The 24700-nt window shown below is 50.9% G+C and carries 19 protein-coding genes and 5 tRNA genes; 3 read left to right on the top strand and 21 right to left on the bottom strand.

Annotated features, from left to right (window positions below; all coding sequences use genetic code 11):
- Window positions 1-20: 20 nt before the first annotated feature.
- The 4 genes from ACQYWX_RS10210 to ACQYWX_RS10195 all read right to left on the bottom strand — a co-directional run bounded on the left by ACQYWX_RS10210 (window position 21) and on the right by ACQYWX_RS10195 (window position 4048).
- Window positions 21-1454, bottom strand: a complete 1434-nt coding sequence (locus ACQYWX_RS10210; RefSeq protein ID WP_279502094.1) for an aldehyde dehydrogenase family protein — start codon at window positions 1452-1454, stop codon at window positions 21-23.
- Between the two features lie 470 nt (window positions 1455-1924).
- On the bottom strand, window positions 1925-2182 hold the full coding sequence (locus ACQYWX_RS10205; protein ID WP_216739022.1) for a hypothetical protein: 258 nt from the start codon (window positions 2180-2182) through the stop codon (window positions 1925-1927).
- 73 nt (window positions 2183-2255) lie between these two features.
- Window positions 2256-3113, bottom strand: coding sequence for a tRNA 2-thiocytidine(32) synthetase TtcA (ttcA, locus tag ACQYWX_RS10200; RefSeq protein ID WP_216739023.1), 858 nt, complete (start codon window positions 3111-3113; stop codon window positions 2256-2258).
- 122 nt (window positions 3114-3235) lie between these two features.
- Window positions 3236-4048 (bottom strand): DUF547 domain-containing protein, encoded by an 813-nt coding sequence (locus ACQYWX_RS10195; RefSeq protein ID WP_431688678.1) that lies wholly within the window; start codon window positions 4046-4048, stop codon window positions 3236-3238.
- Between ACQYWX_RS10195 and ACQYWX_RS10190 the strand changes: the two genes are divergently transcribed.
- On the top strand, window positions 4047-4715 hold the full coding sequence (locus ACQYWX_RS10190) for a DNA-J related domain-containing protein (RefSeq protein WP_431688677.1): 669 nt from the start codon (window positions 4047-4049) through the stop codon (window positions 4713-4715). The two genes, ACQYWX_RS10195 and ACQYWX_RS10190, sit on opposite strands and share 2 nt — an antisense overlap.
- Window positions 4712-5788: a polysaccharide deacetylase family protein gene (locus ACQYWX_RS10185; RefSeq protein WP_431688676.1), complete on the top strand. Its 1077-nt coding sequence runs from the start codon at window positions 4712-4714 to the stop codon at window positions 5786-5788. Before ACQYWX_RS10190 ends, ACQYWX_RS10185 begins: the two co-directional genes overlap by 4 nt.
- A 16-nt stretch (window positions 5789-5804) precedes the next feature.
- On the opposite strand, the gene ACQYWX_RS10180 is transcribed toward ACQYWX_RS10185, so the two are convergent.
- From ACQYWX_RS10180 to ACQYWX_RS10110, 15 genes are all read right to left on the bottom strand, one after another.
- Window positions 5805-6941: a MalM family protein gene (locus tag ACQYWX_RS10180; protein ID WP_431688675.1), complete on the bottom strand. Its 1137-nt coding sequence runs from the start codon at window positions 6939-6941 to the stop codon at window positions 5805-5807.
- Between the two features lie 2 nt (window positions 6942-6943).
- Complete coding sequence (locus ACQYWX_RS10175) at window positions 6944-8566, bottom strand: OmpP1/FadL family transporter (protein ID WP_127969656.1); 1623 nt, start codon at window positions 8564-8566, stop codon at window positions 6944-6946.
- 30 nt (window positions 8567-8596) lie between these two features.
- Entirely contained in the window at window positions 8597-9613 is a 1017-nt protein-coding gene (locus ACQYWX_RS10170; protein ID WP_431688674.1) for a transporter, read from the bottom strand.
- Window positions 9614-9676: 63 nt separating this feature from the next.
- A complete protein-coding gene (locus ACQYWX_RS10165; RefSeq protein ID WP_011396064.1) occupies window positions 9677-10486 on the bottom strand; it encodes a C39 family peptidase in 810 nt (269 codons plus the stop codon).
- A 323-nt stretch (window positions 10487-10809) separates the two neighbouring features.
- Window positions 10810-12696 carry a SurA N-terminal domain-containing protein gene (locus ACQYWX_RS10160; RefSeq protein ID WP_431688673.1) on the bottom strand — a complete coding sequence of 629 codons (1887 nt, stop codon included), beginning with the start codon at window positions 12694-12696 and terminating at the stop codon, window positions 10810-10812.
- A gap of 80 nt (window positions 12697-12776) precedes the next feature.
- Window positions 12777-12853: transfer RNA gene (locus ACQYWX_RS10155), tRNA-Asp, on the bottom strand.
- Window positions 12854-12895: 42 nt separating this feature from the next.
- On the bottom strand, window positions 12896-13168 hold the full coding sequence (gene hupB / locus ACQYWX_RS10150) for a nucleoid-associated protein HU-beta (RefSeq protein ID WP_011396062.1): 273 nt from the start codon (window positions 13166-13168) through the stop codon (window positions 12896-12898).
- Between the two features lie 198 nt (window positions 13169-13366).
- The gene (gene lon, locus ACQYWX_RS10145) at window positions 13367-15799 is read right to left on the bottom strand and encodes an endopeptidase La (RefSeq protein WP_127969653.1); all 2433 of its coding nucleotides are present in this window, start codon (window positions 15797-15799) and stop codon (window positions 13367-13369) included.
- 211 nt (window positions 15800-16010) lie between these two features.
- A complete protein-coding gene (gene clpX / locus ACQYWX_RS10140) occupies window positions 16011-17294 on the bottom strand; it encodes an ATP-dependent Clp protease ATP-binding subunit ClpX (protein ID WP_127969652.1) in 1284 nt (427 codons plus the stop codon).
- A gap of 77 nt (window positions 17295-17371) precedes the next feature.
- Window positions 17372-18013 carry an ATP-dependent Clp endopeptidase proteolytic subunit ClpP gene (gene clpP, locus ACQYWX_RS10135; protein WP_011396058.1) on the bottom strand — a complete coding sequence of 214 codons (642 nt, stop codon included), beginning with the start codon at window positions 18011-18013 and terminating at the stop codon, window positions 17372-17374.
- A 108-nt stretch (window positions 18014-18121) separates the two neighbouring features.
- The gene (tig, locus tag ACQYWX_RS10130) at window positions 18122-19471 is read right to left on the bottom strand and encodes a trigger factor (RefSeq protein WP_216739031.1); all 1350 of its coding nucleotides are present in this window, start codon (window positions 19469-19471) and stop codon (window positions 18122-18124) included.
- Window positions 19472-19589: 118 nt separating this feature from the next.
- Window positions 19590-19674: transfer RNA gene (locus tag ACQYWX_RS10125), tRNA-Leu, on the bottom strand.
- A gap of 68 nt (window positions 19675-19742) precedes the next feature.
- Window positions 19743-19818: transfer RNA gene (locus tag ACQYWX_RS10120), tRNA-His, on the bottom strand.
- A gap of 39 nt (window positions 19819-19857) precedes the next feature.
- Window positions 19858-19934: transfer RNA gene (locus tag ACQYWX_RS10115), tRNA-Arg, on the bottom strand.
- A gap of 60 nt (window positions 19935-19994) precedes the next feature.
- Window positions 19995-20071: transfer RNA gene (locus tag ACQYWX_RS10110), tRNA-Pro, on the bottom strand.
- 339 nt (window positions 20072-20410) lie between these two features.
- On the opposite strand from ACQYWX_RS10110, the gene folD reads away from it, so the two are divergent.
- Window positions 20411-21295 carry a bifunctional methylenetetrahydrofolate dehydrogenase/methenyltetrahydrofolate cyclohydrolase FolD gene (gene folD, locus ACQYWX_RS10105; RefSeq protein ID WP_216739032.1) on the top strand — a complete coding sequence of 295 codons (885 nt, stop codon included), beginning with the start codon at window positions 20411-20413 and terminating at the stop codon, window positions 21293-21295.
- 98 nt (window positions 21296-21393) lie between these two features.
- Here folD and cysS read toward each other — a convergent pair whose 3' ends face one another.
- Entirely contained in the window at window positions 21394-22797 is a 1404-nt protein-coding gene (cysS, locus tag ACQYWX_RS10100) for a cysteine--tRNA ligase (protein WP_431688672.1), read from the bottom strand.
- Between the two features lie 53 nt (window positions 22798-22850).
- Entirely contained in the window at window positions 22851-24539 is a 1689-nt protein-coding gene (locus tag ACQYWX_RS10095) for a glutamine--tRNA ligase/YqeY domain fusion protein (protein WP_431688671.1), read from the bottom strand.
- Between the last annotated feature and the right edge of the window lie 161 nt (window positions 24540-24700).

The following is a 24700-nucleotide window of genomic DNA, read 5'->3' as shown; positions in this document are numbered from 1 at the left end:
CTGAATCCCTCGCAACACAATCAGCTTTGACGCTTGATCGCCAGCAAGCGTGGTTCGCTCATGTCCTGCATGGCGTAACGCACCCCTTCCCGACCGATACCGCTGTCCTTCACGCCGCCATAGGGCATGTGATCCACACGCCAGGATGGCACATCGCCGATAATGACGCCGCCCACTTCCAACTCTTCCCAGGCTTTCTGCATGTTCTCCACGTCACGGGTGAATACGCCGGTTTGCAGGCCGAACTTGCTGTTATTGACGGCTTGCAGCGCGTCATCGAAAGTCTTGTAAGCTTCCAGGACGATCACCGGCCCGAAGATTTCCTCGTTATAAGCGCTGCAATGACGCGGAGTATTAGCCAGCACCGTAGGCGTAATCACATTGCCGCTGCGCTCGCCGCCGATCAGCAGTTCAGCGCCCGCCTCTACCGCTTCATTAACCCAGGAGGCCACACGATCCGCTTCTTTGCGGCTGATCAGCGGACCTACAAAGGTATCCTCATCTTTAGGGTCGCCTGTCTTCAGCGTCTCCACTTCCGCCACCAGACGACGTTTGAAGTCCTCATACAAAGATTCCTGCACCAGCACGCGTTGAACGCTGACACAGCTTTGTCCAGACTGGTAATAACCGCCGAAAAGGACGCGTGGAATCGCCTTATCCAGATCGGTTTCCGGCTCCACAATACAGGCCGCGTTGCCGCCCAGCTCCAGCACAACCTTTTTCTTGCCGGCCTTCGCTTTCATAGGCCAACCCGCCGCCGGCGAGCCGGTAAAGCTCAGCAGCTTGATGCGCTCATCAGAAATCAGCGCCATGGCGTCGTCCTTTTTACAGGGCACGACGGAGAAAGCGCCTTTGGGAAGGTCTGTTTCAGCCAGAATTTCCGCCAGGATCAGCGCGCCAATCGGCGTGAGACTGGCTGGCTTGAGGACAAATGGACAACCGGCGGCGATGGCTGGCGCCACCTTGTGCGCAACCAGATTCAAGGGAAAGTTAAAGGGAGTGATAAACGAACAGACGCCAATTGGGAACTGGCGCACCATTCCCTGATAGCCTTCGCTGCGTGCGGAATAAGCCAGATCCAGCCATTCTCCGTTATTGCGCACAGCTTCTTCTGCGGCAATCTGAAAGGTTTCGATCAAACGCCCCACTTCACCACGGCTGTCCTTGAGCGGCTTGCCCGCTTCCCGCACCAGCGCCTGAGCCAGCTCTTCCGAGCGCTCTTTCAGGCGCGCAACGGTATGCAGCAATACGTCGCGACGTTTGTATCCAGGCATTCTGCGCATGGGAGCCACCGCTTTTTCCGCAGCGGCGATAGCCTTTTCAATATCATCATGATCGGCCAGGCCAACTTTGGTGAACTCTTCTCCAGTATATTTGTCTTCGACCGGCAACCAGCCGCGAGGATCTGCGACAGGCTCGTTGGCGAGATAGAAGGGATAGGATTTGGCTAACATAAGCAGGTCCTTTTTCTGTCAGGCAGTTGACGTATAAGCGAAAGGCGGAGCCTGATACTGCTCGCTTAATTCGAGCGCACGAGTATGACACATTCGCAAAATGTTTTGCCTAAAGGAAAAGACTATGAGCCTGATAAGTCGAAGCAATAAAAGAGGCGACAAAAAAAGCCGACTCGCAAAACCGCGGTCGGCGCAGGAGCGTATGTCGAGATACGCCTATAGGATAAGAAAACTAACCGATTGGGCCGCTTCTCAGCGGGGAAAAACATATCAGCGCAAGCGCCGAATAAAAGCTGTTCTTCATGCCAACCTAAGCGCCGGATAGACATAAAAGCCGTCAATTAAATCAAAGAATTACGATATATTAATTTAGAGCGGCGCGAGTATTGGAAGCAGATCGTGACGACCGTGGCCCAGATAGAAATGGACAACATGAGAAGAATGGATAAATGACATTGCCGACGAAAAGGTTAACTCAACAAAGCCCAGGCAATAGAACCCATGACGCCGAGCATGCCCAAACCAAGCGTAAACATACTCAACCAGGCGAAGACGAACATCCTGTATAGAATCGGGCTGATGTCTCTTCCGAACAGCATGCAACCCTCGCAATCCGCTTCGCTCAGGGTTCCGCCCAGAGAGCTTGCTATCGCCTTCGCCATACTGGCGACCAACAATGGAAAGATGCCGATAACAATGCTGAGAATGGCTAGCGATAAAGGCGTCATGACGCTTGATTCTCCGGCGGATGATACAGACGGATAAGGGCCGAAGAACTCGGCCCATCTGCTCTATGTCTGTTTAGAGGTTAAGGACGCTGATTTGGTTGAACTCTTCCGGTTCCATACTGTATCGCTCCAACTTGTCGAAGTCATACAGTCTGGTGTCGCACAAATGCGAAGGCAGCACGTTTTGTACCGCGCGGAACATGTTTTCCAGACGTCCAGGAAAACGCTTATCCCAGTCCTGCAGCATCATTTTGATGTTTTGTCTCTGCAGATTTTCCTGAGAGCCGCACAGGTTGCAGGGAATAATTGGAAACTCACGCAGGCCAGCGTAACGCTCAATGTCTTTTTCACGGCAGTAAGCCAGAGGACGAATTACGATATTGCGGCCGTCATCGCTTTTCAGTTTGGGAGGCATTGCGCGCATTTTTCCGCCGTAGAACATATTCAAAAACAGCGTTTCCATAATGTCGTCACGGTGGTGCCCCAACGCAATCTTGGTGCACTTATGTTCGACAGCGAAATCGTAAAGAATCCCACGACGCAAACGTGAACACAGACCGCAGGTGGTTTTACCCTCAGGGATCTTATCTTTCACGATACTGTATGTGTCGCGCTCAATGACGTGATACTCAACGCCCAGGGAGCTTAGATACTCAGGCAGAACATGCTCGGGAAAACCGGGTTGTTTCTGGTCCAGGTTAACCGCAATAACCTCAAAGCTGATAGGCGCGTGCTTTTTCAGATTCAACAGGATGTCCAGCATGGCATATGAATCTTTACCGCCACTGAGGCAGCACATCACTTTATCGCCATCCTCAATCATATTGAAATCAGCAATCGCCCTGCCGACTTCACGCCGCAGCAGTTTTCTCAGTTTGTTCAACTCCAAGCGATCGCGCTGCGCCATCTCTGACTTAAAAGCCGCCGTCATATCTCACTACCTCCGGTTAACGGGTGCGCATTATAGCCTAAATCCCCCCGTCTAACGCCAGTGCAGTTTTTGTTCAGTCTGTAAACAATGAATGTTGAATTTACGGGCAACCAAGGTCTCCCCTACTGCGCATCATTCAACTTCCAATCATAGGCGTATTCAATGCCGCCCTTATAGTTTTCCAGGCGACTTTTCTCCGGCTCCGCTGAATACTTGGCGAGATGGTCAAGGAGTTCTTGCCGGGAGCCGAAGTCGCTTTGATACCAGTCGTAGATGGAGGACAGTCGCAGGCTGTCTTTAACGAAGGCAACGCCTTTGGGGTGGCGAATGAAGTTTTGCGCGGCGTTATTTAACTGTTCTTCCAGACTATTGGGCTCAAAGGCTTCAGGATAGAGATTCGGGCAGCCGAGGCTGGCGCAGTTGACCGCATAGTGAATGCGCTTGTCTTTCCAGATAGGACGCAGGATTCGGTGCTCGATATCATTCAAGGTCAGCGCCTGTCCCTGCACATGGGTGATGACATCGTCCCAGGGGCCAAAACGAAACCAGCCGCCGCCAATCTTCTTAATACTGTCTACCGGATAATGTTGCAGCACCAACTGCACAGTCAGGGCGTTGTATAAGTTGATCCAGTAAGCCATTTGCGTATTTTTGGAATACTCGCGGGGATCAACGGACGTCAGTGAGGCAATGTAGCTATCCAACTGACGCTTCTCTTCCGTCGTGAAGCTGCCGTACGACAATCTGGCGAAGCCGTCCCCATCCTCACTAAGGTGGGTCTGCAGAAGATGGGTCCAAGTGCTATGATCTAGCAAAGCAGGGTTTCGCTCATTGGCCTTGTCCCACAGGCCCCAATACTCGGCCTTCGGCGCCGCGGCAGCTTCGCCCGACAACCAGCCCATAAAAATCAGGATTAAAAATAGTCTTACGCTCATGAGTTTTGATCATCCAGAGATACCAGAGGATTTGACCCTTGCAGGTACGGAAGGTTCCCGCGAACCGACCAGTTGGCGCTATCTCACGCAAAAACTGGAACAGGCCGTCGCAGAGATTCTCCTCCCCGGCCCGGCAATGATTTCCGAACACGACCTAATCAAACAATTGACCTCACCGCCACATAGCATTTTTTCAGAGAACTGCCTGCAATCTCCACTGGATCTTTTTCAGACCCACTTCTTGACATTCCATACACTCTATCGCTTGAAAAACAAATGGTTACAAGAACATAATCTTGTCCTCGCCATGACCTCCGTACGTATCACCCTTTATCACTACGATGCGGAGGCTCACAGCAACCACAACGCGCCGGTGGCGGCGGACCCCTTGGCGGAATACTACCTCAATCCGAAAAACCTATTCGACACCAGCGCCGCAGACGTGGAAAAGCTGATCAGGGATTTTTGGCTGATGTACGTACACCCCCATCAAAAGCAGTCCGCGCTGGACACCCTGGGATGCGCTCCAGATAGCGACGCAGGACAGATTAAGGCCCGCTACCGCCGCCTCGCCATGGAACATCACCCGGACCGTGGCGGAGACACCGCGTTGTTTCAAGCCATCACGGAAGCATATGAAGTATTAAAGGTTTATTACTCACTATGAATAACGGACGCTATTCTCTCACCGCAACATCAATTACTCGTCGGATTCAGGCGCTTGGAATCGCCGCTGGCGTCTTGCTTTGCGCATCAGCTCAGGCTCAAGAAAGTCCCGCCCGCGCATACATACTGCAATACCATCACATCAGCGACGATACCCCGCGCAGCACCTCCACCACCCCGGAGCTCTTTCGCCAGCACATGCAGTTTATCGCCGATAATGGCTACCAAGTGCTGCCATTGGCGGAGATCGTTCGCACACTTCAGGAAGGCGGCAACCTTCCCGAGAAAACGGTCGCGCTGACTTTTGATGATGGCTACAAAAGCATCTACGAAACCGCATACCCGCTATTGAAGGAACGCGGTTATCCATTCACGATTTTCCTGAATCCGGACGCGCTTGATAATCACCGCAGCACGCACATTACCTGGGAGCAGGCCCGAGAAATGGGGAAACACGGCGGCGTGGTGGCGAACCATGGCGTGGGCCACATCCATATGGTGGAAGTCAAAACCAATGAGGACGCCAGCGCCTGGCGCGCGCGCATCACGCAAAACATCGAACAAGCGGAAAAAAGAATCGAGGAAGAGACTGGCGCCTCACTCAAACTACTCGCCTACCCTTACGGCGAATACGATGCGTCACTGCAAAAGTTGGTGAGTTCATTGGGTTACGTCGGATTAGGCCAGCACTCCGGCCCTATCGGGCCTGACAGCGATTGGACCTCTCTGCCCCGTTTTCCCGCCTCCAACGCTTACAGCTCCGTTCCGCAGTTAAAAGAAAAGCTGAGCACATTGCCGCTGCCTGCACAGATGCTATCGCCACAGAACATCCTGATTGCGGATAACAATCCTCCGCAATTGCGCTTCAGCACGGAGTTGAACGCAAAGGTCACATGCTACGGCAGCGGACAGGGCCTTCTCGATAGCGCAGTCGATAACAACGAGGTAACCGTCGTCGGAGCAGCGCCGTTCAAAGGCCGCCGCTTCCGCTACAACTGCACAGCGCCGGCCGGCGGCGGATTGTTCTATTGGCGCTCTTTCCCATGGATCAATCCCGCTGTCCCTGAGGATTAACCCTCAACCCTCTCGCCTACTCAGGGGGCAAAATCGCCAGATGCAGTATGCCGCTGGCGGAGTGGCTGATAACAACCGGTTTGTCAGCCACACCTTCCGCTACAGTGCGTTTTTTGAGGTCCGCCCCTGTCGTCAACAAGACGAGATACTTCTCATCCTTCGTTTTTACCCTGAGAAAACCTTCCAGATAGCCATAACGGAACCAGTTTTCCGGCTCGTAGATATAGAGCAAATCCTGCAGGAAGCGCACCGGTTTCCAATCGCTATCCAATACCAACACTGATGGGTAAAACGCGTCAGGTTGCGCATATGCGCGCAACTGCAACAATCGATTGGCGCTACCTTCAGGGATCTCCACAACGCGATACAAGCTGTAGCCTACGCCGAAGTTGTAGCCCTGCTCGTTCTTGCGAATTTCCAACAGCTCCCCATCATCAAACTCAAGTTCAACCCGCTCGTCATTCACCAGGTTTTCACAGCAGCGATCGTAAATGAGGTCGATTTCCTGCTTCGCGCCCGGCGCGTTCAGGCCAAGCAAATCAGCGGCAATGGGGTCCGCGCCTTCGGGGAGACGGGCCTTTTCGATTCGTTGTTCATCCGCCACAACCTGAGCAGGTTGCAGAGGCTGTATGTGCGCCTTGGACTTGGCGTCGGCGGGATTATATTCTTCTGTGTGCATGACCCCGTTAGTGTCGACCCAGGTGTAAAAACGGCTATCGCCATCGCGCACAAAGCCGCGTTTTTCCAGCTCCGCCGCATCGATATAGGTAGACTCGTCGATAATTTCGCGATGGCTTGATTTAGACTGGCTCACTGGCGGCGCAGACTGGGACCGCTCCCCTTTAGATACTTCCTGAGCATCATTCGTAGCAGGGACTTCCAGTGTCTGGTTGGGAGTCGTCGCCTCCGCGTTAATTTCCGGCTCAACGGGAGGAACTGCCGCCTCAGCAGAAGCCGGACTTTGCTCGGCTGTCGGCTGAGGCGCTTCAGGCTGTGTTTGTTGTGGCGCCTGTGGCGAAGGCGCTGGTTGTCCATCGCGAATCAGCGTATGGCGCACCTGACCGTTTTCATCCACCCAAGTGTAATACCTGTCCGCCAGCGCCGCGCCGCTGCTGAATAGCATCAATGAGAGAAGTAATGCACTCGTCTTCATGCTCAAAACGCCGTCCGGAAGGTCATACCCGCCATGATCAGTTTCAGATTGGTCTCCACATCCACGCCGGCATAGGGGTTGTAGACAATATTCTGAATGCCGTCGTCGTTCAGGTTTAAACTGGAGCCGGCGGGAATATACTGCCAACTGCGCATGTAGCTGAGGTTGAAGTCTACCGTCGTGTCTCTATCCCACTTATAACCCATGCCAACGCTGTACAGCACCGTGTCATTCAGAGGAGCCAGAATATCGCGGCGATTATGAGGGATCGGCGAGTTACGCATCTCCACCCCGAAACGAAGGTCCAGACGATTGGAAAGGTGCTGTTCAACGCCAACACCTACATTCCAGACATCTTGATACTCCAATGGCAAGCGCATGGTGTTCGCCGTTGCGTTAGGCGACAGCAGACGCGCAGCTCCCAAGAATTCCAGGTTGCGATCAAACTTAAGCAGGAAGGCGTCCCAGGAACTATAATCCGTCCATCCCACATCCACATTCACGGTAAACTGATGATTCAGCTTCACACTCACGCCGGTTTGAAAGTGCTGAGGGTGAGTCAGGTCAATGGATAGCTGCCCCGCTTCTCGGGGAGTCCCGGATGGCAATGAGAATATCCCGGCGGTGATAGCGCCGACGATCGAGCCGTTGAAGGAACGCCAGAAGCCGGACCAGTCATCGGTGTACGCAAGCTCATAAGTCCCTTTCAACTTCATGTCGGACTCGCTCTGATAACTGGCCCCCCATGCGAACCAGTCCGTCGGCTCCCAGAGCACGCCGACGTGATATTTCGGGGACAAAGTCTCCTGCACCTGAATGCTCATTCCCCCAATGTCGTCCCAGGGGCCCACATTACCACCGCACAGGCCGAGAAAAGGCGCCAGCGGTTCTTCTCCGGTCTCACAATTGAAGGCGTCCTGCAGAACCTCCAACACACCGATCATCAAGTTGGGCGCACGGGTATAGGTATCCAGCGCCAATGATTGTGACGACATGCTGACGCCAAACCCTACCGACCACTCATCGTTGATTTCATAGCCAAATGAGGGCGATAGGTACGTAAAACGCTGCAATGACAGCGCCTTACCCAGATATCTGGCGGGATCGTCTTTTTTCCGGTAGTAACCCAGAATTTCCGGGCCGTAAGTCAGGTTCGCAAACGTGAACTTGGAGCCCGGCGGGTTCAAACTGAATCCTACAGAAGGCGCCAGCGCCGGCGGACCTTTCGGCAGACGCTGGATACCGAAGCCTGGCACGTACAAGGCGATGGTATTCGTGCGACTTCTAGCCACCGTATCGCCATCGAATATAGGGTCGTTTTCCACCCCATCGATACCGAACACGTTATAACCTTCAGGGGCGTAGAAGTCAGACTGTATATTGGCGTGCACCCCCATCAGCGTCACCGCCAGCTGACGTCCCTTCAGCTTGGTCAGGCCAGCGGGATTATAGTGAATGGAAGCCACGCCAGGAGGCGCAGCCGTCACGGCGTTACCCAGCGACAATGCATAGGGGTCCACCATCAGATTCGTCGCCAGCTGGGCGGAAGCGATTCCACTCCAGCAGGCTGCGCATAGTCCCGCCGTAGCCAGGAGCTTTGTATTCTTATTAATATTTAAGCTCATCTTACAACTCTGCCTGATTGTTGTTCCCGCTTATTGCTCTTTAAGTCCTGCGATATTGATGGGGATAGACACCCCGATAGTTACATCAGGCGAATCCTCCGTGAGACCGAACCCCACGGAGGTGTTAATGATTTTGGTTTCACTGACGCGAATGCCCATAGCAAAACTCATCAAGCTGCTGACCTGATCCTGAGCGACTGCTTTGTTGCCAGTATTGAAAGTCAGAACAGTTTCATCCGAATAGCTCAGCTGAGATGAAACACTGAGCGATACGTCATATGACAGCGCATAGGAAAAGCCCGCCGATAACGACAGGGAGTTGGCGGGTTCTACAGAGACCAGTCTCTGTCCCCCGCGCACCTGGTTCAGATCCGTCTCTTTCAGAGGAAAGGTATAACTGACGGAGCTGAATATGACGACGGGATCAAGCACTTTAGAAAAGCTGCCACCAACGGAAAAGGAGTAGTAACCGCTCCCGGAAGACAGCTGCCTCTTGACGTCAATCTCATATGGACTGACCCCTGTTTTAGACTTGAAAGTACTGAACAGGGTGTAGGACGGTTTCCCTGGGACATAAGCGAAAGGCTGCCAGCGGGCGGTCAGTGAAACGTCTCCCACATCAGAGTTGTTCAGCTCTGTCTCAGTATCGTACTTGGTGGACAGCGGAACGCGTGTGGACAGGGTCAGGTTATCCAGTACGCCATAGTCAAAGGTGAAAGTGTTGGTGAAGGTATGTTGCGCCGCAGGCGTGACGTCAAAATTCCGGAATGAACCGTTGACAATGTCGATGTCCAGGCGCTGGTCGCCGAAGTAGCTGTAGTCAAAGGCATAGGTCAATGACATCTTGCTCTTCTTCAACAAGGAGTAGTTTTTCTCCGCCGCCTGGAACACTTCCTCCAGTTGTTTAGCGGAATCGGCATCGTCCTCCTGTTTGGTCAACGCCTCTCTCGCCTTGTCCACGCTGTTTTGCCCCTCATCGGCTAAGACAGGCGAAGCAGCCGTAAAAGTAAGCGCACAGTAAACACAGGATACTACCCAATGCTTCATTAGCTTTCCCTTAATGTTATTGTATTTATTAGCTTTTCCAGACGGTTACGTTTTCAGGACTTTTTAATTGCGTTTGTAATGCAAATACTTGTTGGTGTTGTTAACTGAACCGTCTTCGTTGTTTTTAAGTCTTTCCAGTTCGTTACGTATGCGAAACTCCGTCGCCTCATGAAACTGAGGAAATTCCCGGTATGCATTTAAGGTGAAGGTCTGCTCATCCACATAGCGCATGTCCTCTTCTCTTAATTCCAGTCCGTCCACAGGCTTGGTATTGCCGGGAAAGACGATAAAGAGAACATTCTGATCCCAATGCTCTTTGAACAGCTCTACCGTAAAAGTGATGTTGCCTAACGAGGGGTCCGCCACAAAAACGCGATTATCGCGAACTGCGCGAACGACAATGAAATGTTTGAAGCCGCCATAGCGGATCGGCACGATAGCGGGGTGATCCAGCTCAGCCAAGTCTTCAATTTCTGCTTTGAAACCACCGGAGGGATACCCCAGCGCCGTCACCAGTCGTTTGAAGTCGAGCATGGAAAAGCCACGGCGTTCAACAATACGCGCCGCGTCGCCATAATGAAGCAGCCCCTCCATGATCTGACGCTCTTCAAAAGTACGCCCCAGATAATGTTCCAACACAGTAGTCAGTGCGGCGGAACCGCAGCTGTAGTCATAGGCTTGCTTGGTGATATTGCGAAACTTTTGCTCTTTCGCTGGTTCGACCATCGTGTCGTAACGCAAAAATGCTACGTCATTGCCCGCAGTGCTGATTGCCTGTTGATACACCACAACCCCTTTAGGCTGCGGCTCAACAATAGCCGCCTCATTGGCGATATTGAAAGCGAGCACCGAACCGGCGAGCACTAGAAGCATTCATTTCCACTCGTTTTTATTCTGCGAAATTACGGGTTTACAACGTAACTGTTTGTAAAGTAAAGATACCGCAATTGCCTTTCTGGTAAAGATAACCAGTACACAATTCTCAGTTAGACGGGAGCGCAAGATCGGTAAAATCCCTTATGCGTCAAGCGCCAGAGGGAGCAAGGTTTAGCAGAGGGTTCATAGCGGCGCCATCCCACCTGCCGCTACCCCATAGAAAACGCCTATTACAAGCTCTTCGTTTTTAGAGTGGACGTTTCTTCTGGACAATAAAAAAGACGGCGCATGGCCGTCTTTTTTTAGCTTAAATCGAGAGCTTACAGGCGCTCAATTTCCGCCGTGTCTTGAACTTTCTCATTGTAGTCGTTGTATTCACGCTGACCGTTACGGCTCGCCATAAAGGTTCTATAGGTCTTTTGCTCCGCTTCGCTCAGGTCTTCTGTATTGTCCTTCACTTCATTCAGAACGATGACCGCATAACCAAAGTTTGTCTCAAACTTCTCTATAACGGGCTTACCTTCAGCCGGCTTAGGCAGCTTAAAGGCCAAGCGGGAAATATCCGCAGCGCCAGCCTGAGAACGGCGAGCGTCATTCAGCTCCACCCAACCCGTCTGCTCGCCATCTGCGCCTTTAGAAACCGGAGCCAGATCGCCACTCTTCAGCTGAGCAACCATTTCTTCCGACTTCGCAGCCAGAGAGTCTTTCGCTTTTTGTACAGCCAGCTTCTGCTTAATCGCTTCTTTCACTTCAGCAAACTGTTGAGGCACGCTTGGCAACAGCTCTTTCTTCCTCAACACCAGGCTTCCTTCCTTGCCCAGATCGATAACCTGACTGTTGTGGCCGTCTTCGATTACGTCCGCGGAGAAAGCCTCCTGGATTACCTGAGGACCACTAAAAATACCTTGCCCGCCTTCTCTGGAGAAGGGCTCAGACGTTTGTACCGCCAAACCAAGCTCCTCAGCTGGTCCAGCCAGATCATCCGCGGTATAAGTGATGTCTTTCAGCTTGGCGTTGATTTCAACGAACAGACTATCCGCCTTCTGCTCCTGCAACTCTTTGACTATGCGGTCTTTGGATTCTTCCAGACTTGGCATTTCAACCGCTTTAACGTCATTCAATTTGATGATGTGGTAACCGTATTCGGTCTTAACCGGTTCGGAAACATCGCCCACATTCATGGAGAACAGTTTTTCTTCGAAAGGCTTAACAAAAGCGCCTTTCTGAGCATAACCCAGGTCACCGCCGTCGTTAGCTGAGCCTAGATCGCTTGAAAACTCTTTCGCCAGCGCAGCGAAATCGCCACCGTCTTTTAGCTTCTGCTCAACTTCTTGAGCTTTAGCCAACGCCTGCTCATCAGACACGTCATCAGAGGTTTCAATCAGGATATGGGAAGCACGGCGTTGTTCAGATGGATGAAACTCTTTCTTTTCTTCCTCATAACGCTTGCTGATTTCGTCGTCGCTGACTTCTGCACGACTCACCAAGACATCTCGGGTCAACTCAATGTAATTGACGATGATGCGCTCAGGCAGGATAAATTCGTCTTTATTCGAGTTGTAGTATTCCTCAGCTTCCGCGTCGCTAATCTCAATATCTTTCGCAACGTCTTCAGCATTAAGGCGATAGTAGCTAAAACTGCGAGTCTGACGTTCCATTCTCAGCAGCTCATTCAGCTCTTCCCCGATAACAAAAGAAGTTTGAGCAATCCCGGACTGCAACTGTCCTACCAGCAACTCATCCGATAACTCTTTACGGAACTCCATAGGACGCATGCCAATCCTGCGCAGCGCTTCCATAAACTGGTTGTTGTCGTATTTACCGTCTTTCTGGGCCATTGGCCACTGAGTGATAAAGTTGTTGATGGTTGCATCAGAAACAGCGAAACCAGCCTCCCGCGCAGCCTGGAGCTGAACTTCGCGAGTAATAAATTCATCAAGGGTGGTTTTACGCAGTTTGTTTTCATCGATTTTGCTGGGATCGTAATTCTCTCCCATGCTGGCGATAGCCTGAAGGCGGTTTCTCTCGAACTTGCGCTCGAACTGAGACTTAGTGATAGGTTCGCCATTGACTGACGCAACTTCGGGCTCGCCGCTGAGCCCTCCAACGATAGACTCGATGCCGAAGAAGGCAAACGTCATTACGATTAGGCCGACAATTACCTTGGCGATCACGCCCTGGGCGTTATCCCGAATATTTTGAAGCATGCGCCCCTCTTAGAATTCTAACTTCCAAATCTGGTTGTACTGTTCTAATGAAAAAAGGCGCTCTTAGGCGCCTTGGATCTTGGCGGAGCGGACGGGACTCGAACCCGCGACCCCCGGCGTGACAGGCCGGTATTCTAACCGACTGAACTACCGCTCCTTCGATTGCATTGCGTCCCTATTTTACTAGGGACACAAGATGCTAGTTGACTGCGTCTTTCAGAGCTTTACCGGCTTTAAAGCTGGGAACTTTGGCGGCGTCGATTTTAATCGTAGCGCCAGTTTGCGGGTTGCGACCAGTGCGTGCAGCGCGCTCTTTAACAGAGAACGTACCAAAACCGATCAAAGTAACCTGCTCACCCTTTTTTAATGCTTCAGTAACTGACTCAACGACAGCATCAAGAGCACGACCAGCAGCCGCTTTTGAGATGTCTGCAGATGCAGCAACAGCATCAATCAATTCTGACTTATTCACACTAAACCCCTTAGATCTTTTTGAATTGATTAATTGACTGGTGATGAAGGAATTCAGGTATACAACACACTTAAAACTTTAGAGCGTGAGTACATCCTTTTTCTTCTTTTAATTGGCCGGCAGCCCTTGTGGGACGCTGCCTGACAACGCGATCATTTATACCAACACGGATAAAAGCGTGTCAAGCAGCTTCTTCCACTAGTGCGTATTTATACGGTCCGCCCCATCAGAAGTTTCATCACCTTTATTAATGGAGCTTTTATCTTTTTCCGATACGCCCCCTTCAGCACTAGATAACCTATTTGCAAAGTCATCCCCCAGTGCAATATTCCAAACTTCATCTATCCATGTAACTGGAATAATTTCCAATTCATTTTTGATGTTATCCGGAATCTCCTTTAAGTCACGAACATTTTCCTGTGGTATCACCACCGTTTTAATACCGCCACGGTGCGCGGCCAACAACTTTTCCTTAAGCCCGCCGATAGCCAGGACTTCACCACGAAGGGTAATCTCTCCTGTCATCGCCACGTTAGCCTTAACCGGCGCGTTGGTCAAACTCGATACTAACGCGGTGCACATTCCAATCCCTGCGCTAGGGCCATCCTTCGGCGTTGCGCCTTCGGGAACGTGTACGTGAATATCATTCTTCTCGTGGAAATCAGGAGCTATGCCCAGCACGTGAGAACGCCCTCTCACCACCGTCAAAGCCGCCTGAATAGACTCCTGCATGACATCGCCAAGCGAGCCTGTTTTCACCACTTTGCCCTTACCAGGCACCGAGGTGCATTCAATTGTCAGCAGTTCACCGCCAACCTGGGTCCAGGCCAAACCAGTAACCTGCCCAACTCGATCTTGGGACGACGCTTTGCCGTAGTTAAATTTGCGCACTCCCAGATAATCTTCAAGATTCTCTTCAGTAACGCGGCGAGCTTCGCCCTTCTTGCCTTTCAGCAATACATTTTCTTTTACCACTTTGCGGCAGATCTTTGCGATCTCACGCTCAAGGCCACGTACGCCGGCCTCTTTTGTATAGTATCGAATGACCGTACGGATAGCCTGCTCATCCGTTTCCATCTCGCCTTCCTGCAAACCGTTGTTCACCATTTGCTTGGGCAACAAGTACTTCTGAGCAATATTCACCTTTTCGTCTTCCGTATATCCTGGAATCCGAATAATTTCCATACGATCCAACAAAGCTGGCGGAATATTCATTGTATTGGAAGTACAAACGAACATAACCTCAGACAGGTCGTAATCCACTTCCAGATAGTGGTCATTGAACGTGTGGTTCTGCTCCGGGTCCAACACCTCCAGCAAAGCAGACGCAGGGTCACCGCGATGATCCATGCCCATTTTGTCGATCTCATCGAACAGGAACAAAGGATTCTTCACGTTGACTTTCGCCAGCTTCTGCAGCAGCTTCCCAGGCAAAGAGCCGATATAAGTCCGACGGTGACCGCGAATTTCAGCTTCGTCACGTACGCCACCGAGAGCCATACGAACATACTTACGGTTGGTGGCCTTTGCAACCGACTGCCCTAGTGAAGTCTTACCAACACCTGGAGGACCAACCAAGCAAAGCACAGGCCCCTTCATTTTCTTGACCCGGCTTTGTACCGCCAAATACTCAAGAATACGCTCTTTAACCTCTTCCAGACCGTAATGATCTTCATTCAGGATCTTACGCGCCGCATCCAAGTCATGTTTAACGCGACTGCGCTTTTTCCATGGAATATTCACCATCCAATCGATATAACTACGCACAACGGTCGCTTCAGCCGACATTGGCGACATCATTTTGAGCTTGCTTAACTCTGATTCCGCCTTCTTGCGCGCCTCTTCCGGCATGCCTGCCGAGAGGATGCGTTTTTCAAGCTGCTCCAGCTCATTACCGCCATCACCCAGATCTCCCATTTCCTTTTGAATGGCTTTCATCTGTTCGTTGAGGTAATACTCGCGCTGGCTCTTTTCCATCTGCTTCTTAACGCGGCCGCGAATACGCTGCTCCACTTGCAGAATGTCAATCTCATTCTCTAGTCGCTGCATCAGCGCTTCAACTCGCGCCTTAACATCCACAACTTCCAGCAACTCTTGCTTGGACTCAAGCTTAAGCTCCAAATGCGCCGCGATGGTATCGGCCAAACGTCCGGGCTCAGCAATATTGCTCAATGAGTCAGATAGTTCATTTGGAATTTTCTTACTCAGCTTCACATATTGCTCGAACTGAGAAAGTAAAGAACGAGTAAGGACATCGGCGGAACGCTCAGAAAGAATTGGCTCAGGCAATTCACTGACTTTCGCACTGAGATAATCGTCGTTTTCTACGCGATCAATATGGGCGCGATAGTTGCCTTCAACCAGCACTTTTACAGTGCCGTCAGGCAGTTTGAGCATCTGCAGGATCGTTGATACGGTACCAATGCCATATATTTCAGACTGCCCGGGATCTTCGTCCGCAGGGTCACGCTGAGCTACCAGCAGGATTTCCTTATTGCCTTCCGTTGCTTCTTCGAGAGCTTTAATAGATTTGGCTCTGCCGACAAACAAAGGGATCACCATGTGCGGGAAAACAACTACATCACGCAATGGCAGTAAAGGGATTACGATAGGTGATGAACCCTCAACCATATAACACCTCAGAACTTGATGGCGCTTCTTACTCGCGCCGTATGCTGGTCACTATCTTTCACTTGATATAGATGATGGGGACAATGGCCGCAAAATACAAATGTAGGATGATTACAAGATAGGAATATTTTAGAAAAAAGGGGCTTAAAGCCCCTTTTTTTACAAAAACCTTCAAAAACAGGCGGTAATTTAACCATTACCGCGATAGATGCTACTCGTCAGCAGCCAATTTAGCCTGTTCGCTGTTTTTGTAGATTTTGATTGGTTCGGACTCGCCGGCGATAACGCCCTCGTCGATGACAACCTTGCAAACATCCTGCTCTGAAGGAATGTCATACATGGTCTTCAGGAGAACTTGCTCAAGTATAGAGCGTAGCCCTCTCGCGCCGGTTTTACGCTCCATGGCTTTCTTGGCGATAGAGTGCAAGGCGTCTTCACGGAAGTCCACTTCAACGCTTTCCATTTCAAACAGCTTAGAATATTGCTTGGTCAAGGCGTTACGCGGTTGAGTCAGAATCTGAATCAACGCCGCTTCATCCAGCTCATCCAAGGTAGCGATGACAGGCAAACGACCAACAAACTCGGGAATCAAACCAAATTTGATCAAGTCCTCGGTCTCTACGTCTTTTAACGTCTCGCCAACAGATTTAGAGCTAATCTGGCTCTTCACTACCGCCGAGAAGCCGATGCTGCCCTTCTCTGCGCGATCTCGAATAATCTTTTCCAGACCAGCGAATGCGCCACCGCATATAAACAGAATATTCGAAGTATCAACTTGCAGAAATTCTTGCTGCGGATGCTTACGCCCACCCTGAGGCGGCACAGAGGCGACAGTGCCTTCAATCAGCTTCAACAGCGCCTGCTGAACACCTTCGCCAGATACATCGCGCGTTATAGAAGGATTATCGGATTTACGTGAAATCTTATCGATCTCGTCAATATATACGATACCCTTCTGCGCCTTCTCGACGTCATAGTCACACTTCTGCAACAGCTTCTGAATGATATTCTCAACGTCTTCGCCGACATAGCCGGCTTCCGTCAATGTGGTAGCGTCGGCAATGGTGAACGGTACGTTCAGCAATCTCGCCAGCGTTTCAGCCAGCAAAGTCTTACCGCTACCGGTGGGTCCAATCAGCAAAATATTACTCTTGCCTAGTTCGACTTCACCTTTTTTGTCTTCGTAACGCAGACGCTTGTAATGGTTGTAAACCGCAACAGCCAACGCAAGTTTGGCTCGGGTCTGACCGATTACATAGTCATCCAACGTTTCCTTGATTTCGTGAGGTGTGGGCAACCTGTCGCTGCTGTCACTGGTGGTCGCTTCCTGAATCTCTTCGCGGATAATGTCGTTGCACAGATCAACGCACTCATCGCAAATAAATACAGACGGACCGGCGATCAGCTTGCGAACCTCATGTTGGCTTTTCCCGCAAAAGGAGCAATACAGCAACTTGCCGCTGTCTTCGCCCTTTCCGCTTCTTTCATCAGCCATCAAACTACCCCTAAATTAATTCAATATATGCAAGACGGGTTTAGTTAGTCTTACGTATTTACCATACACCAAGTATGCTAACCAACTACCCGTTTATCAAGCACAGAGTCTATCAAGCCATAATTTTTAGCCATCTCAGCGTCCATAAATTTATCGCGGTCGGTATCGCGAGCGATGGTCTCAATGTCTTGCCCTGTGTGCTTAGAGAGAATGTTGTTCAGCTTCTCGCGCAACAACAGGATTTCCTTCGCATGTATCTCTATATCGGAAGCCTGCCCCTGCAGACCGCCCAACAATGGCTGGTGAATCATCACGCGAGAGTGTGGCAGACAGTAGCGCTTTCCAGCAGCGCCGCCGCTTAATAGTAACGCACCCATACTTGCCGCCTGCCCGATACACATTGTAGAGACGTCAGGTTTGATAAATTGCATGGTGTCGTAAATTGACAGCCCCGCGGTCACGGAGCCACCAGGAGAATTGATGTAGAGATGAATATCTTTGTCCGGGTTCTCTGACTCCAGGAACAACAACTGCGCCACCACCAGATTAGCCATATGGTCTTCAACCTGGCCGACCAGAAAAATGATCCGCTCTTTCAACAGCCTTGAGTATATATCGTAGGATCTTTCGCCACGCGCGGTTTGCTCAACCACCATGGGCACCAGAGCATTGGCTATTTCTAATTTATTCATCATCGTTGCGTTGTCGTCGCGAGCCATTTTTATCAGAACTCCATTGCTATCTATAAAAGACAAACAGCCGGACGTTACCGGCTGTTTGTCATTCTAGCTTAATTTGCTGGCTTTTTTAGCGCAAGACCGCGTTTTTTATTCCGCGCTTTGCTCAGCTTCTTCCGCCTGATCAGCTTCCGCAGCAGGAGCTGTTCTCGGCTTGACCGCGTCCTCATATGATACGGACTTAGTCTCGATCTTCGCTTTATCAGCCACGAAGTCAACCACTACATCCTCCAGAACTACAGACTGCATTTGAGCCTTCTGCTCTGGGTTGCTCATATACCAGCTAACCACTTGCTCAGGCTCTTGATAGCTAGACGCCAGCTCACGAATTTTCGCTTCGATCTGCTCTTCAGACGCCTCAAGGCCGTTATCTTTAACCACTTGAGCGAAAATCAAGCCGGTCTTAACACGTTTGACCGCTTGATCCTTAAACAGTTCCGCAGGCAATTGCGAAGCCTTCATTTGACCGCCGCCGAAACGCTGGGCAGCATCTTCGCGCATTCTGTTAACTTCAGAGTCAACCAGAGCAGAAGGTACATCAAATTCGCTCAAGCCTAGCAACTGATCAACCACTTGCTGCTTCACTTTATTTGCGATTGCAAATTTTGCTTCACGCTCCATATTCTTGCGAATTTCAACTTTGAAAGCCTCTTCTCCGCCTTCCTGCACTCCGTACTGCGCAAAGAATTCATCATTGATTTCAGGCAGCTCAGAACGCTCAACCTTGCTCACTTTCACTTCAAACTGAGCAGGTTTACCCTTCAGGTTTTCAGCGTGATAATCTTCAGGAAAAGTCAGATCCAGCGTTTTTTCATCGCCAGCCTTTAAGCCCACCAAACCGTCTTCAAAGCCTGGAATCATGCGCTTGGAGCCGATAACGATCTGTGCATTTTCTGCGGAACCGCCTTCAAATGCTTCACCATCAATCATGCCTTTGAAGTCGATGGTCAGACGGTCGCCGTCAGCAGCCGCATCTTCGCTATCTTTCCATACAGAAGATTGCTGACGCAGCTTGTCGATCATGGTATCAACATCGGCATCTACAATTTCAAAGTCTTCTTTTTCAACACTGATAGAGGAAAGGTCGCCAATAGCTACTTCAGGATAGATTTCGAATGTAGCGATAAACTCCAAGTCTTCGCCGTCTTCGATTTTCTTGGGTTCAAATTTGGGGTAGCCAGCGGGGTTCAGGTCTTCTTTCTGAAGCGCCTCAACATAAGCGTCGCGCATCATTTCGCCGATAACTTCCTGGCGCACGCCCTCTCCATAGCGCTTTTTGACCACGCTCATCGGTACCTTGCCGGGACGGAAACCATTCATGCGGACAGTACGAGCAGTTTTCTGCAAACGCTTCTCTACTTCCGAGTTAACTTGAGTTGCCGGCACACCAATTGTCATTCGACGCTCGATAGAAGAGGTCGACTCTAGCGAAACTTGCATGATAATCCTCGATTCTGATACGCAACTTAAAAAAGTGGAGGCAAATATTACGGAGCCCCGACTGCTTTAGCAAGTAGAGAATACAAACAAGGAGCTTCGCAATTATTAAAAATCAACATGGTGCGAAAGGAGAGACTCGAACTCTCACATCTTTCGATACTGGAACCTAAATCCAGCGCGTCTACCAGTTCCGCCACTTTCGCACTATAAGAGGTAGTTTTGCTGCAAAATACATCAAAACTTTTTAACAAGCCCTAAAGCTTGAGAGGAATGGGGTGGACGAAGGGGATCGAACCCTCGACCGCAGGAATCACAATCCTGAGCTCTACCGACTGAGCTACGTCCACCACAAATGCTTCGCTACCTAAGGCCACCACCTTAAAGCATGGCGCGCCCGGCAGGACTCGAACCTGCAACCCTCGGCTTAGAAGGCCGATGCTCTATCCGGTTGAGCTACGGGCGCTCTATATTCGCGAATCCTTGCGAACTACCACTTCAAACCGTGATTACTCACCGAATAAAGTGGTCGGGGTAGAGAGATTCGAACTCCCGACATCCTGCTCCCAAAGCAGGCGCGCTACCAGACTGCGCTATACCCCGCTCTTAGTGAGACCAGGCGTCTCAGCGAAAGCTGGCGCGAATATTACTCGCGGAACCCACCATCGTCAACCATCAATTTGAAAATACTTAAAATATTTTCAAACACGGCCCATTAAGCGGTTTGCCTCCACATATATACATATAGATGAGAGAAGCATCCCCACCTCAACATGACACCGCCACCAACCACTTACTTACACCCTCCTAATATGAAGCGCCCGCCCGCTAAACTCAAACCATCAATCAAGACCGCCCAAACCAGCCTTTAGCATTACATTAAACAATTGAGCTATAGCGCCATTTCAGTAAAATGTGGGCCCCTATTCCCATCAGTTGGCCATGACTATGACTCACGCCCAGAACAACCATCACGCTAGGCTGATCGACGGCAAGCAGGTCGCCGCGGACGTTCGCAAAAATGTTGCGGAAGGCGTAAAAGCCCGCATCGACAGCGGCTTGCGCCCACCCGGTCTCGCCGTTGTATTGGTGGGAGAGGATCCCGCCTCCCAAGTTTATGTGAAGAACAAAACCAAGGCTTGCGAAGAAGTCGGCTTTCTCTCTCAAAAATACACCTTGGACGAGAGCACGACGGAGCAGGAGCTACTCAATCTAATCGACACTCTTAACGAAGATAACGCCATAGATGGCATCCTCGTCCAATTGCCCCTCCCTGCGCATATGGATGCGGACAATATATTAGAGCGCATCAAGCCAGACAAAGACGTCGACGGCTTTCACCCTTACAATCTGGGCCGACTGGCGCAGCGCATGCCCGTGCTACGCCCCTGCACCCCTAAAGGCATTATGACGCTACTGGCCCGCACCGGCGTTGAACTGCGAGGCAAAGATGCTTTGGTGGTCGGAGCGTCTAATATTGTCGGACGCCCCATGGGATTAGAGCTATTGCTGGCGGGCTGCACCGTCACCATTACTCACCGTTTTACGGTCAACCTTCCAGCCAAAGTGAGCCAGTCCGATATCGTTGTCGTCGCAGTAGGACGCCCAGGCATTGTAAAAGGCGAATGGATAAAGCCAGGCGCCATCGTGATCGATGTAGGCATCAATCGTAAAGATGACGGCGCGCTAGTTGGGGACGTCGAATTTGATGAAGCGGCGGAACGCGCCAGCTGGATCACGCCAGTACCTGGAGGCGTCGGCCCCATGACCGTCGCCACCCTCATGGAGAACACGCTTTACGCCGCGAATCACCTGCACAAAGATTAGCTCCCACCTCATAGCCAATCACTTAGCAGACTCCATATAGAGAAAAGCCCCGGTTACTCACATAAATAACCGGGGCTTTTTACATTTAAACGGCCGAGCTAAGCTCTCTGCCAGGTCGTACCCTCACGCGCGTCGTTAAGCAGTACGCCCTTATCCTTAAGCAAGTCTCTAATGCGGTCAGATTCAGCAAAGTCCTTATTGGCGCGAGCTACATTGCGCTGAGCAATATAGTCTTCAATTTCAGCCACCCCCAAACCGCCAACCTCTTCGTTCTCTCCCTGCATCACCGATTCAGGGTTAGCTTGAAGCAGACCAAGCACCTCAGCCAGATCAATCATGCCTTTCGCCAGCGATAACGCCTTGACGCGATCTTCCTTTTTCGCCACGTTCACCGCTTTCGCCATATCAAACAGCACGGCCACAGCGGAAGAGGTATTGAAGTCATCATCCATCGCCTGATGGAAGCGCTCTCGATACTCCTCAACCAGAGATTCATCCACTGAAACAGCACTCAATTCCCCATAGAGTTCACGAATGGAGTTGTATAGACGCTCCAACCCACTCCGCGCCTCTTCCAAGGCAAGATCAGAATAATCGATCGCACTACGATAATGGCTGGAAGCCAGGAAATAACGCACCACTTCAGCCGGGTATTTATCCAAAATTTCACGAATAGTGAAAAAGTTACCCAGTGATTTAGACATCTTTTCCTTGTTAACCCTTACAGCCCCTGCATGCATCCAATAATTAACATACTTACAGCCTGTAGCGGCTTCCGACTGCGCTATTTCGTTTTCATGGTGCGGGAACTTAAGATCCGGTCCGCCGCCATGGATATCAAAGGTATCGCCCAAGCATTGCGTAGACATTGCAGAGCACTCAATATGCCAGCCAGGACGCCCCTCACCCCATGGCGAACTCCATGAAAGCTCGCCCGGCTTCGCCGCCTTCCACAGCACAAAATCCGCAGGGCCGCGCTTCTCCGCATCCACTTCAACTCTGGCTCCAGCGCGAATTTCATCCAGCTTCTGCTTGCTGAGCTTACCGTAATCCGCAAACTGCTCTACGGCGTAGTAAACATCGCCATTGGACGCATGGTAGGCATAACCTTTATCCATTAACCGCTGAATCATAGCGATAATTTCACCAATGTGCCCCGTCGCACGAGGCTCCGCAGAAGGAGACAGCACGCCTAACGCGCGCTCATCTTCATGCATGGCGTCGATAAAACGAGCCGTCAGCGCATCAACAGACTCCCCGTTATCACGCGCCCGATTCAGAATCTTGTCATCAACGTCAGTAATGTTGCGCACATAATTGACGTCGTAACCTTTCGCGCGCAGATAACGGGTAATTATGTCAAAACACACCAGGACCCGGGCATGCCCAAGGTGACAGTAGTCATATACAGTCATTCCGCAAACGTAGATACCGACCTTACCGGCCTGAATGGGTTTAAACTCTTCTTTTTGCTGAGAAAGGCTACTGTATATCTTCAACACGACCTATTAGTCCTAATGTTACCGTTAACGTTGCTTCCGGCGTAAAGGCGAAATTATTCGCCCTTCGCCTCAATTTTCGCCCAGGTGTCACGAAGTGTGACCGTGCGATTAAACACCAATTCACCCTGAGCCGCCTTGATTGGGTCGAGGTAAAAATACCCTTCCCGCTCAAACTGATATGGAACTTCAGAACCCGCCTGACGCAGGCTCGCCTCCGCCTTGGCTCCACTCAAGATAACCAGAGACTCTGGATTCAGAAATTCAGTAAATTCCACCTCTTTCTGGGCGTCGGGACTTTCATGATTGAAAAGGCGGTCATAAAGCCGCACTTCCACATCTACCGCCTGATCCGCAGCGACCCAGTGAATAACGCCCTTAACTTTGCGCCCTTCCGGGTCTTTACCCAAAGTGTCAGCATCATAGACACAGCGCAGTTCAATAGGTTCACCCGCTTCATTCTTGATCACTTCATCGCAACGAATCACATAGGCGTTACGTAAGCGCACTTCTTTCCCTAACACTAAACGCTTGAAGTGTTTATTGGCGGATTCCCGGAAATCCTCCTGATCAATATAAATCTCTCTCGCGAAAGGCACAGTGCGAGTTCCCATGGACTCATTTTGAGGATGCGCCGGCGCCACCAACTCCTCAACTTGCCCTTCGGGATAGTTGGTAATCACCACTTTCAATGGGTGCAACACGCACATTGCTCTTGGCGCCCGCTCATTCAGATCTTCACGGATCGCGAACTCCAGCATGGCTACGTCAACCACGCCTTCGCTGCGCGTTACACCAATTGCATTGCAAAAGCTACGAATTGAGCGAGGCGTATAGCCGCGACGACGCAGCCCCGCCAGAGTCGGCATGCGCGGATCATCCCAGCCTTCAACATACTTTTCGTCCACCAGCTTCTTCAGCTTACGCTTACTGGTGACGGTATAGTTGAGATTTAAGCGCGCAAACTCAATTTGCTGTGGATGGCAATCGATACTGATGTTATCCAACACCCAGTCATACAGGGGGCGATGGTCTTCAAACTCCAGTGTGCATAGAGAATGCGTTATCCCTTCCAGAGCGTCCGAAATCGGATGCGTGTAGTCGTACATCGGGTACACGCACCACTTATCACCAGTCTGATGATGGTGAGCGCGACGGATGCGATACAAAATAGGATCGCGCATATTGATATTGGGCGACGCCATATCAATCTTAGCGCGCAGCACATGGGCGCCATCCGCAAACTCACCTTTCGCCATGCGATGAAACAGATCGAGGTTTTCCTCAACGCTCCTGTCGCGATAGGGACTGGGTTTGCCCGGCTCTTTCAGTGAGCCGCGATATGCAGTCATTTCGTCAGGCGTCAGGCTACACACATAAGCCTTGCCGTTGTTAATCAGCTCAATGGCGTACTCAAACAACTGATCAAAGTATGAGGAAGCATGTCTGACAGGCTCTTCCCACTCACACCCCAGCCACTTGACGTCAGCGGCGATCGAATCGATGTATTCCTGGCTTTCTTTTTCAGGGTTGGTATCGTCGAAGCGTAGATTGCAGCGGCCGTTGGCGTAGGTTTCAGCAACGCCAAAGTTTAGACAAATGGACTTCGCATGACCGATATGGAGATATCCATTCGGCTCCGGTGGAAAACGGGTATGCACTTTGCCGCCATGCTTGTTCGCCGCCAGATCTTTATCAATGATCTGGGTAATAAAGTTGGGCTTTATGGCCTCGCCTTCACTCATAAAAATGCTTTCTCTACCATCAATGTTTATTGCGCTTAAGGCTGATTCTCAGCCTTGCAAAAGAGTTCGCTTTTAATATTCCCTTGGATTATACGCACAGGGATTAAACCGGCAATTATAGGGAAACTTTACCTTCGTCGCAGCGCAAATTACTGAAATGG

Origin of the sequence: Hahella sp. NBU794 (assembly GCF_050749805.1) — a bacterium.
Lineage (GTDB): Bacteria > Pseudomonadota > Gammaproteobacteria > Pseudomonadales > Oleiphilaceae > Hahella.
The sequence above is the reverse complement of the archived record's forward strand: the minus strand, read 5'-3'. Positions and strand labels throughout refer to the sequence as shown.

Bases quoted from the DNA above. Each gene is read 5' to 3' on its own strand.
- ACQYWX_RS10210 (WP_279502094.1), bottom strand. From the start codon at position 1,454: ATGTTAGCCAAATCCTATCCCTTCTATCTCGCCAACGAGCCTGTCGCA.
- ACQYWX_RS10205 (WP_216739022.1), bottom strand. From the start codon at position 2,182: ATGACGCCTTTATCGCTAGCCATTCTCAGCATTGTTATCGGCATCTTT.
- ttcA (WP_216739023.1), bottom strand. From the start codon at position 3,113: ATGACGGCGGCTTTTAAGTCAGAGATGGCGCAGCGCGATCGCTTGGAG.
- ACQYWX_RS10190 (WP_431688677.1), top strand. From the start codon at position 4,047: ATGAGTTTTGATCATCCAGAGATACCAGAGGATTTGACCCTTGCAGGT.
- ACQYWX_RS10195 (WP_431688678.1), bottom strand. From the start codon at position 4,048: ATGAGCGTAAGACTATTTTTAATCCTGATTTTTATGGGCTGGTTGTCG.
- ACQYWX_RS10185 (WP_431688676.1), top strand. From the start codon at position 4,712: ATGAATAACGGACGCTATTCTCTCACCGCAACATCAATTACTCGTCGG.
- ACQYWX_RS10180 (WP_431688675.1), bottom strand. From the start codon at position 6,941: ATGAAGACGAGTGCATTACTTCTCTCATTGATGCTATTCAGCAGCGGC.
- ACQYWX_RS10175 (WP_127969656.1), bottom strand. From the start codon at position 8,566: ATGAGCTTAAATATTAATAAGAATACAAAGCTCCTGGCTACGGCGGGA.
- ACQYWX_RS10170 (WP_431688674.1), bottom strand. From the start codon at position 9,613: ATGAAGCATTGGGTAGTATCCTGTGTTTACTGTGCGCTTACTTTTACG.
- ACQYWX_RS10165 (WP_011396064.1), bottom strand. From the start codon at position 10,486: ATGCTTCTAGTGCTCGCCGGTTCGGTGCTCGCTTTCAATATCGCCAAT.
- ACQYWX_RS10160 (WP_431688673.1), bottom strand. From the start codon at position 12,696: ATGCTTCAAAATATTCGGGATAACGCCCAGGGCGTGATCGCCAAGGTA.
- lon (WP_127969653.1), bottom strand. From the start codon at position 15,799: ATGGTTGAGGGTTCATCACCTATCGTAATCCCTTTACTGCCATTGCGT.
- clpX (WP_127969652.1), bottom strand. From the start codon at position 17,294: ATGGCTGATGAAAGAAGCGGAAAGGGCGAAGACAGCGGCAAGTTGCTG.
- clpP (WP_011396058.1), bottom strand. From the start codon at position 18,013: ATGGCTCGCGACGACAACGCAACGATGATGAATAAATTAGAAATAGCC.
- tig (WP_216739031.1), bottom strand. From the start codon at position 19,471: ATGCAAGTTTCGCTAGAGTCGACCTCTTCTATCGAGCGTCGAATGACA.
- folD (WP_216739032.1), top strand. From the start codon at position 20,411: ATGACTATGACTCACGCCCAGAACAACCATCACGCTAGGCTGATCGAC.
- ACQYWX_RS10095 (WP_431688671.1), bottom strand. From the start codon at position 24,539: ATGAGTGAAGGCGAGGCCATAAAGCCCAACTTTATTACCCAGATCATT.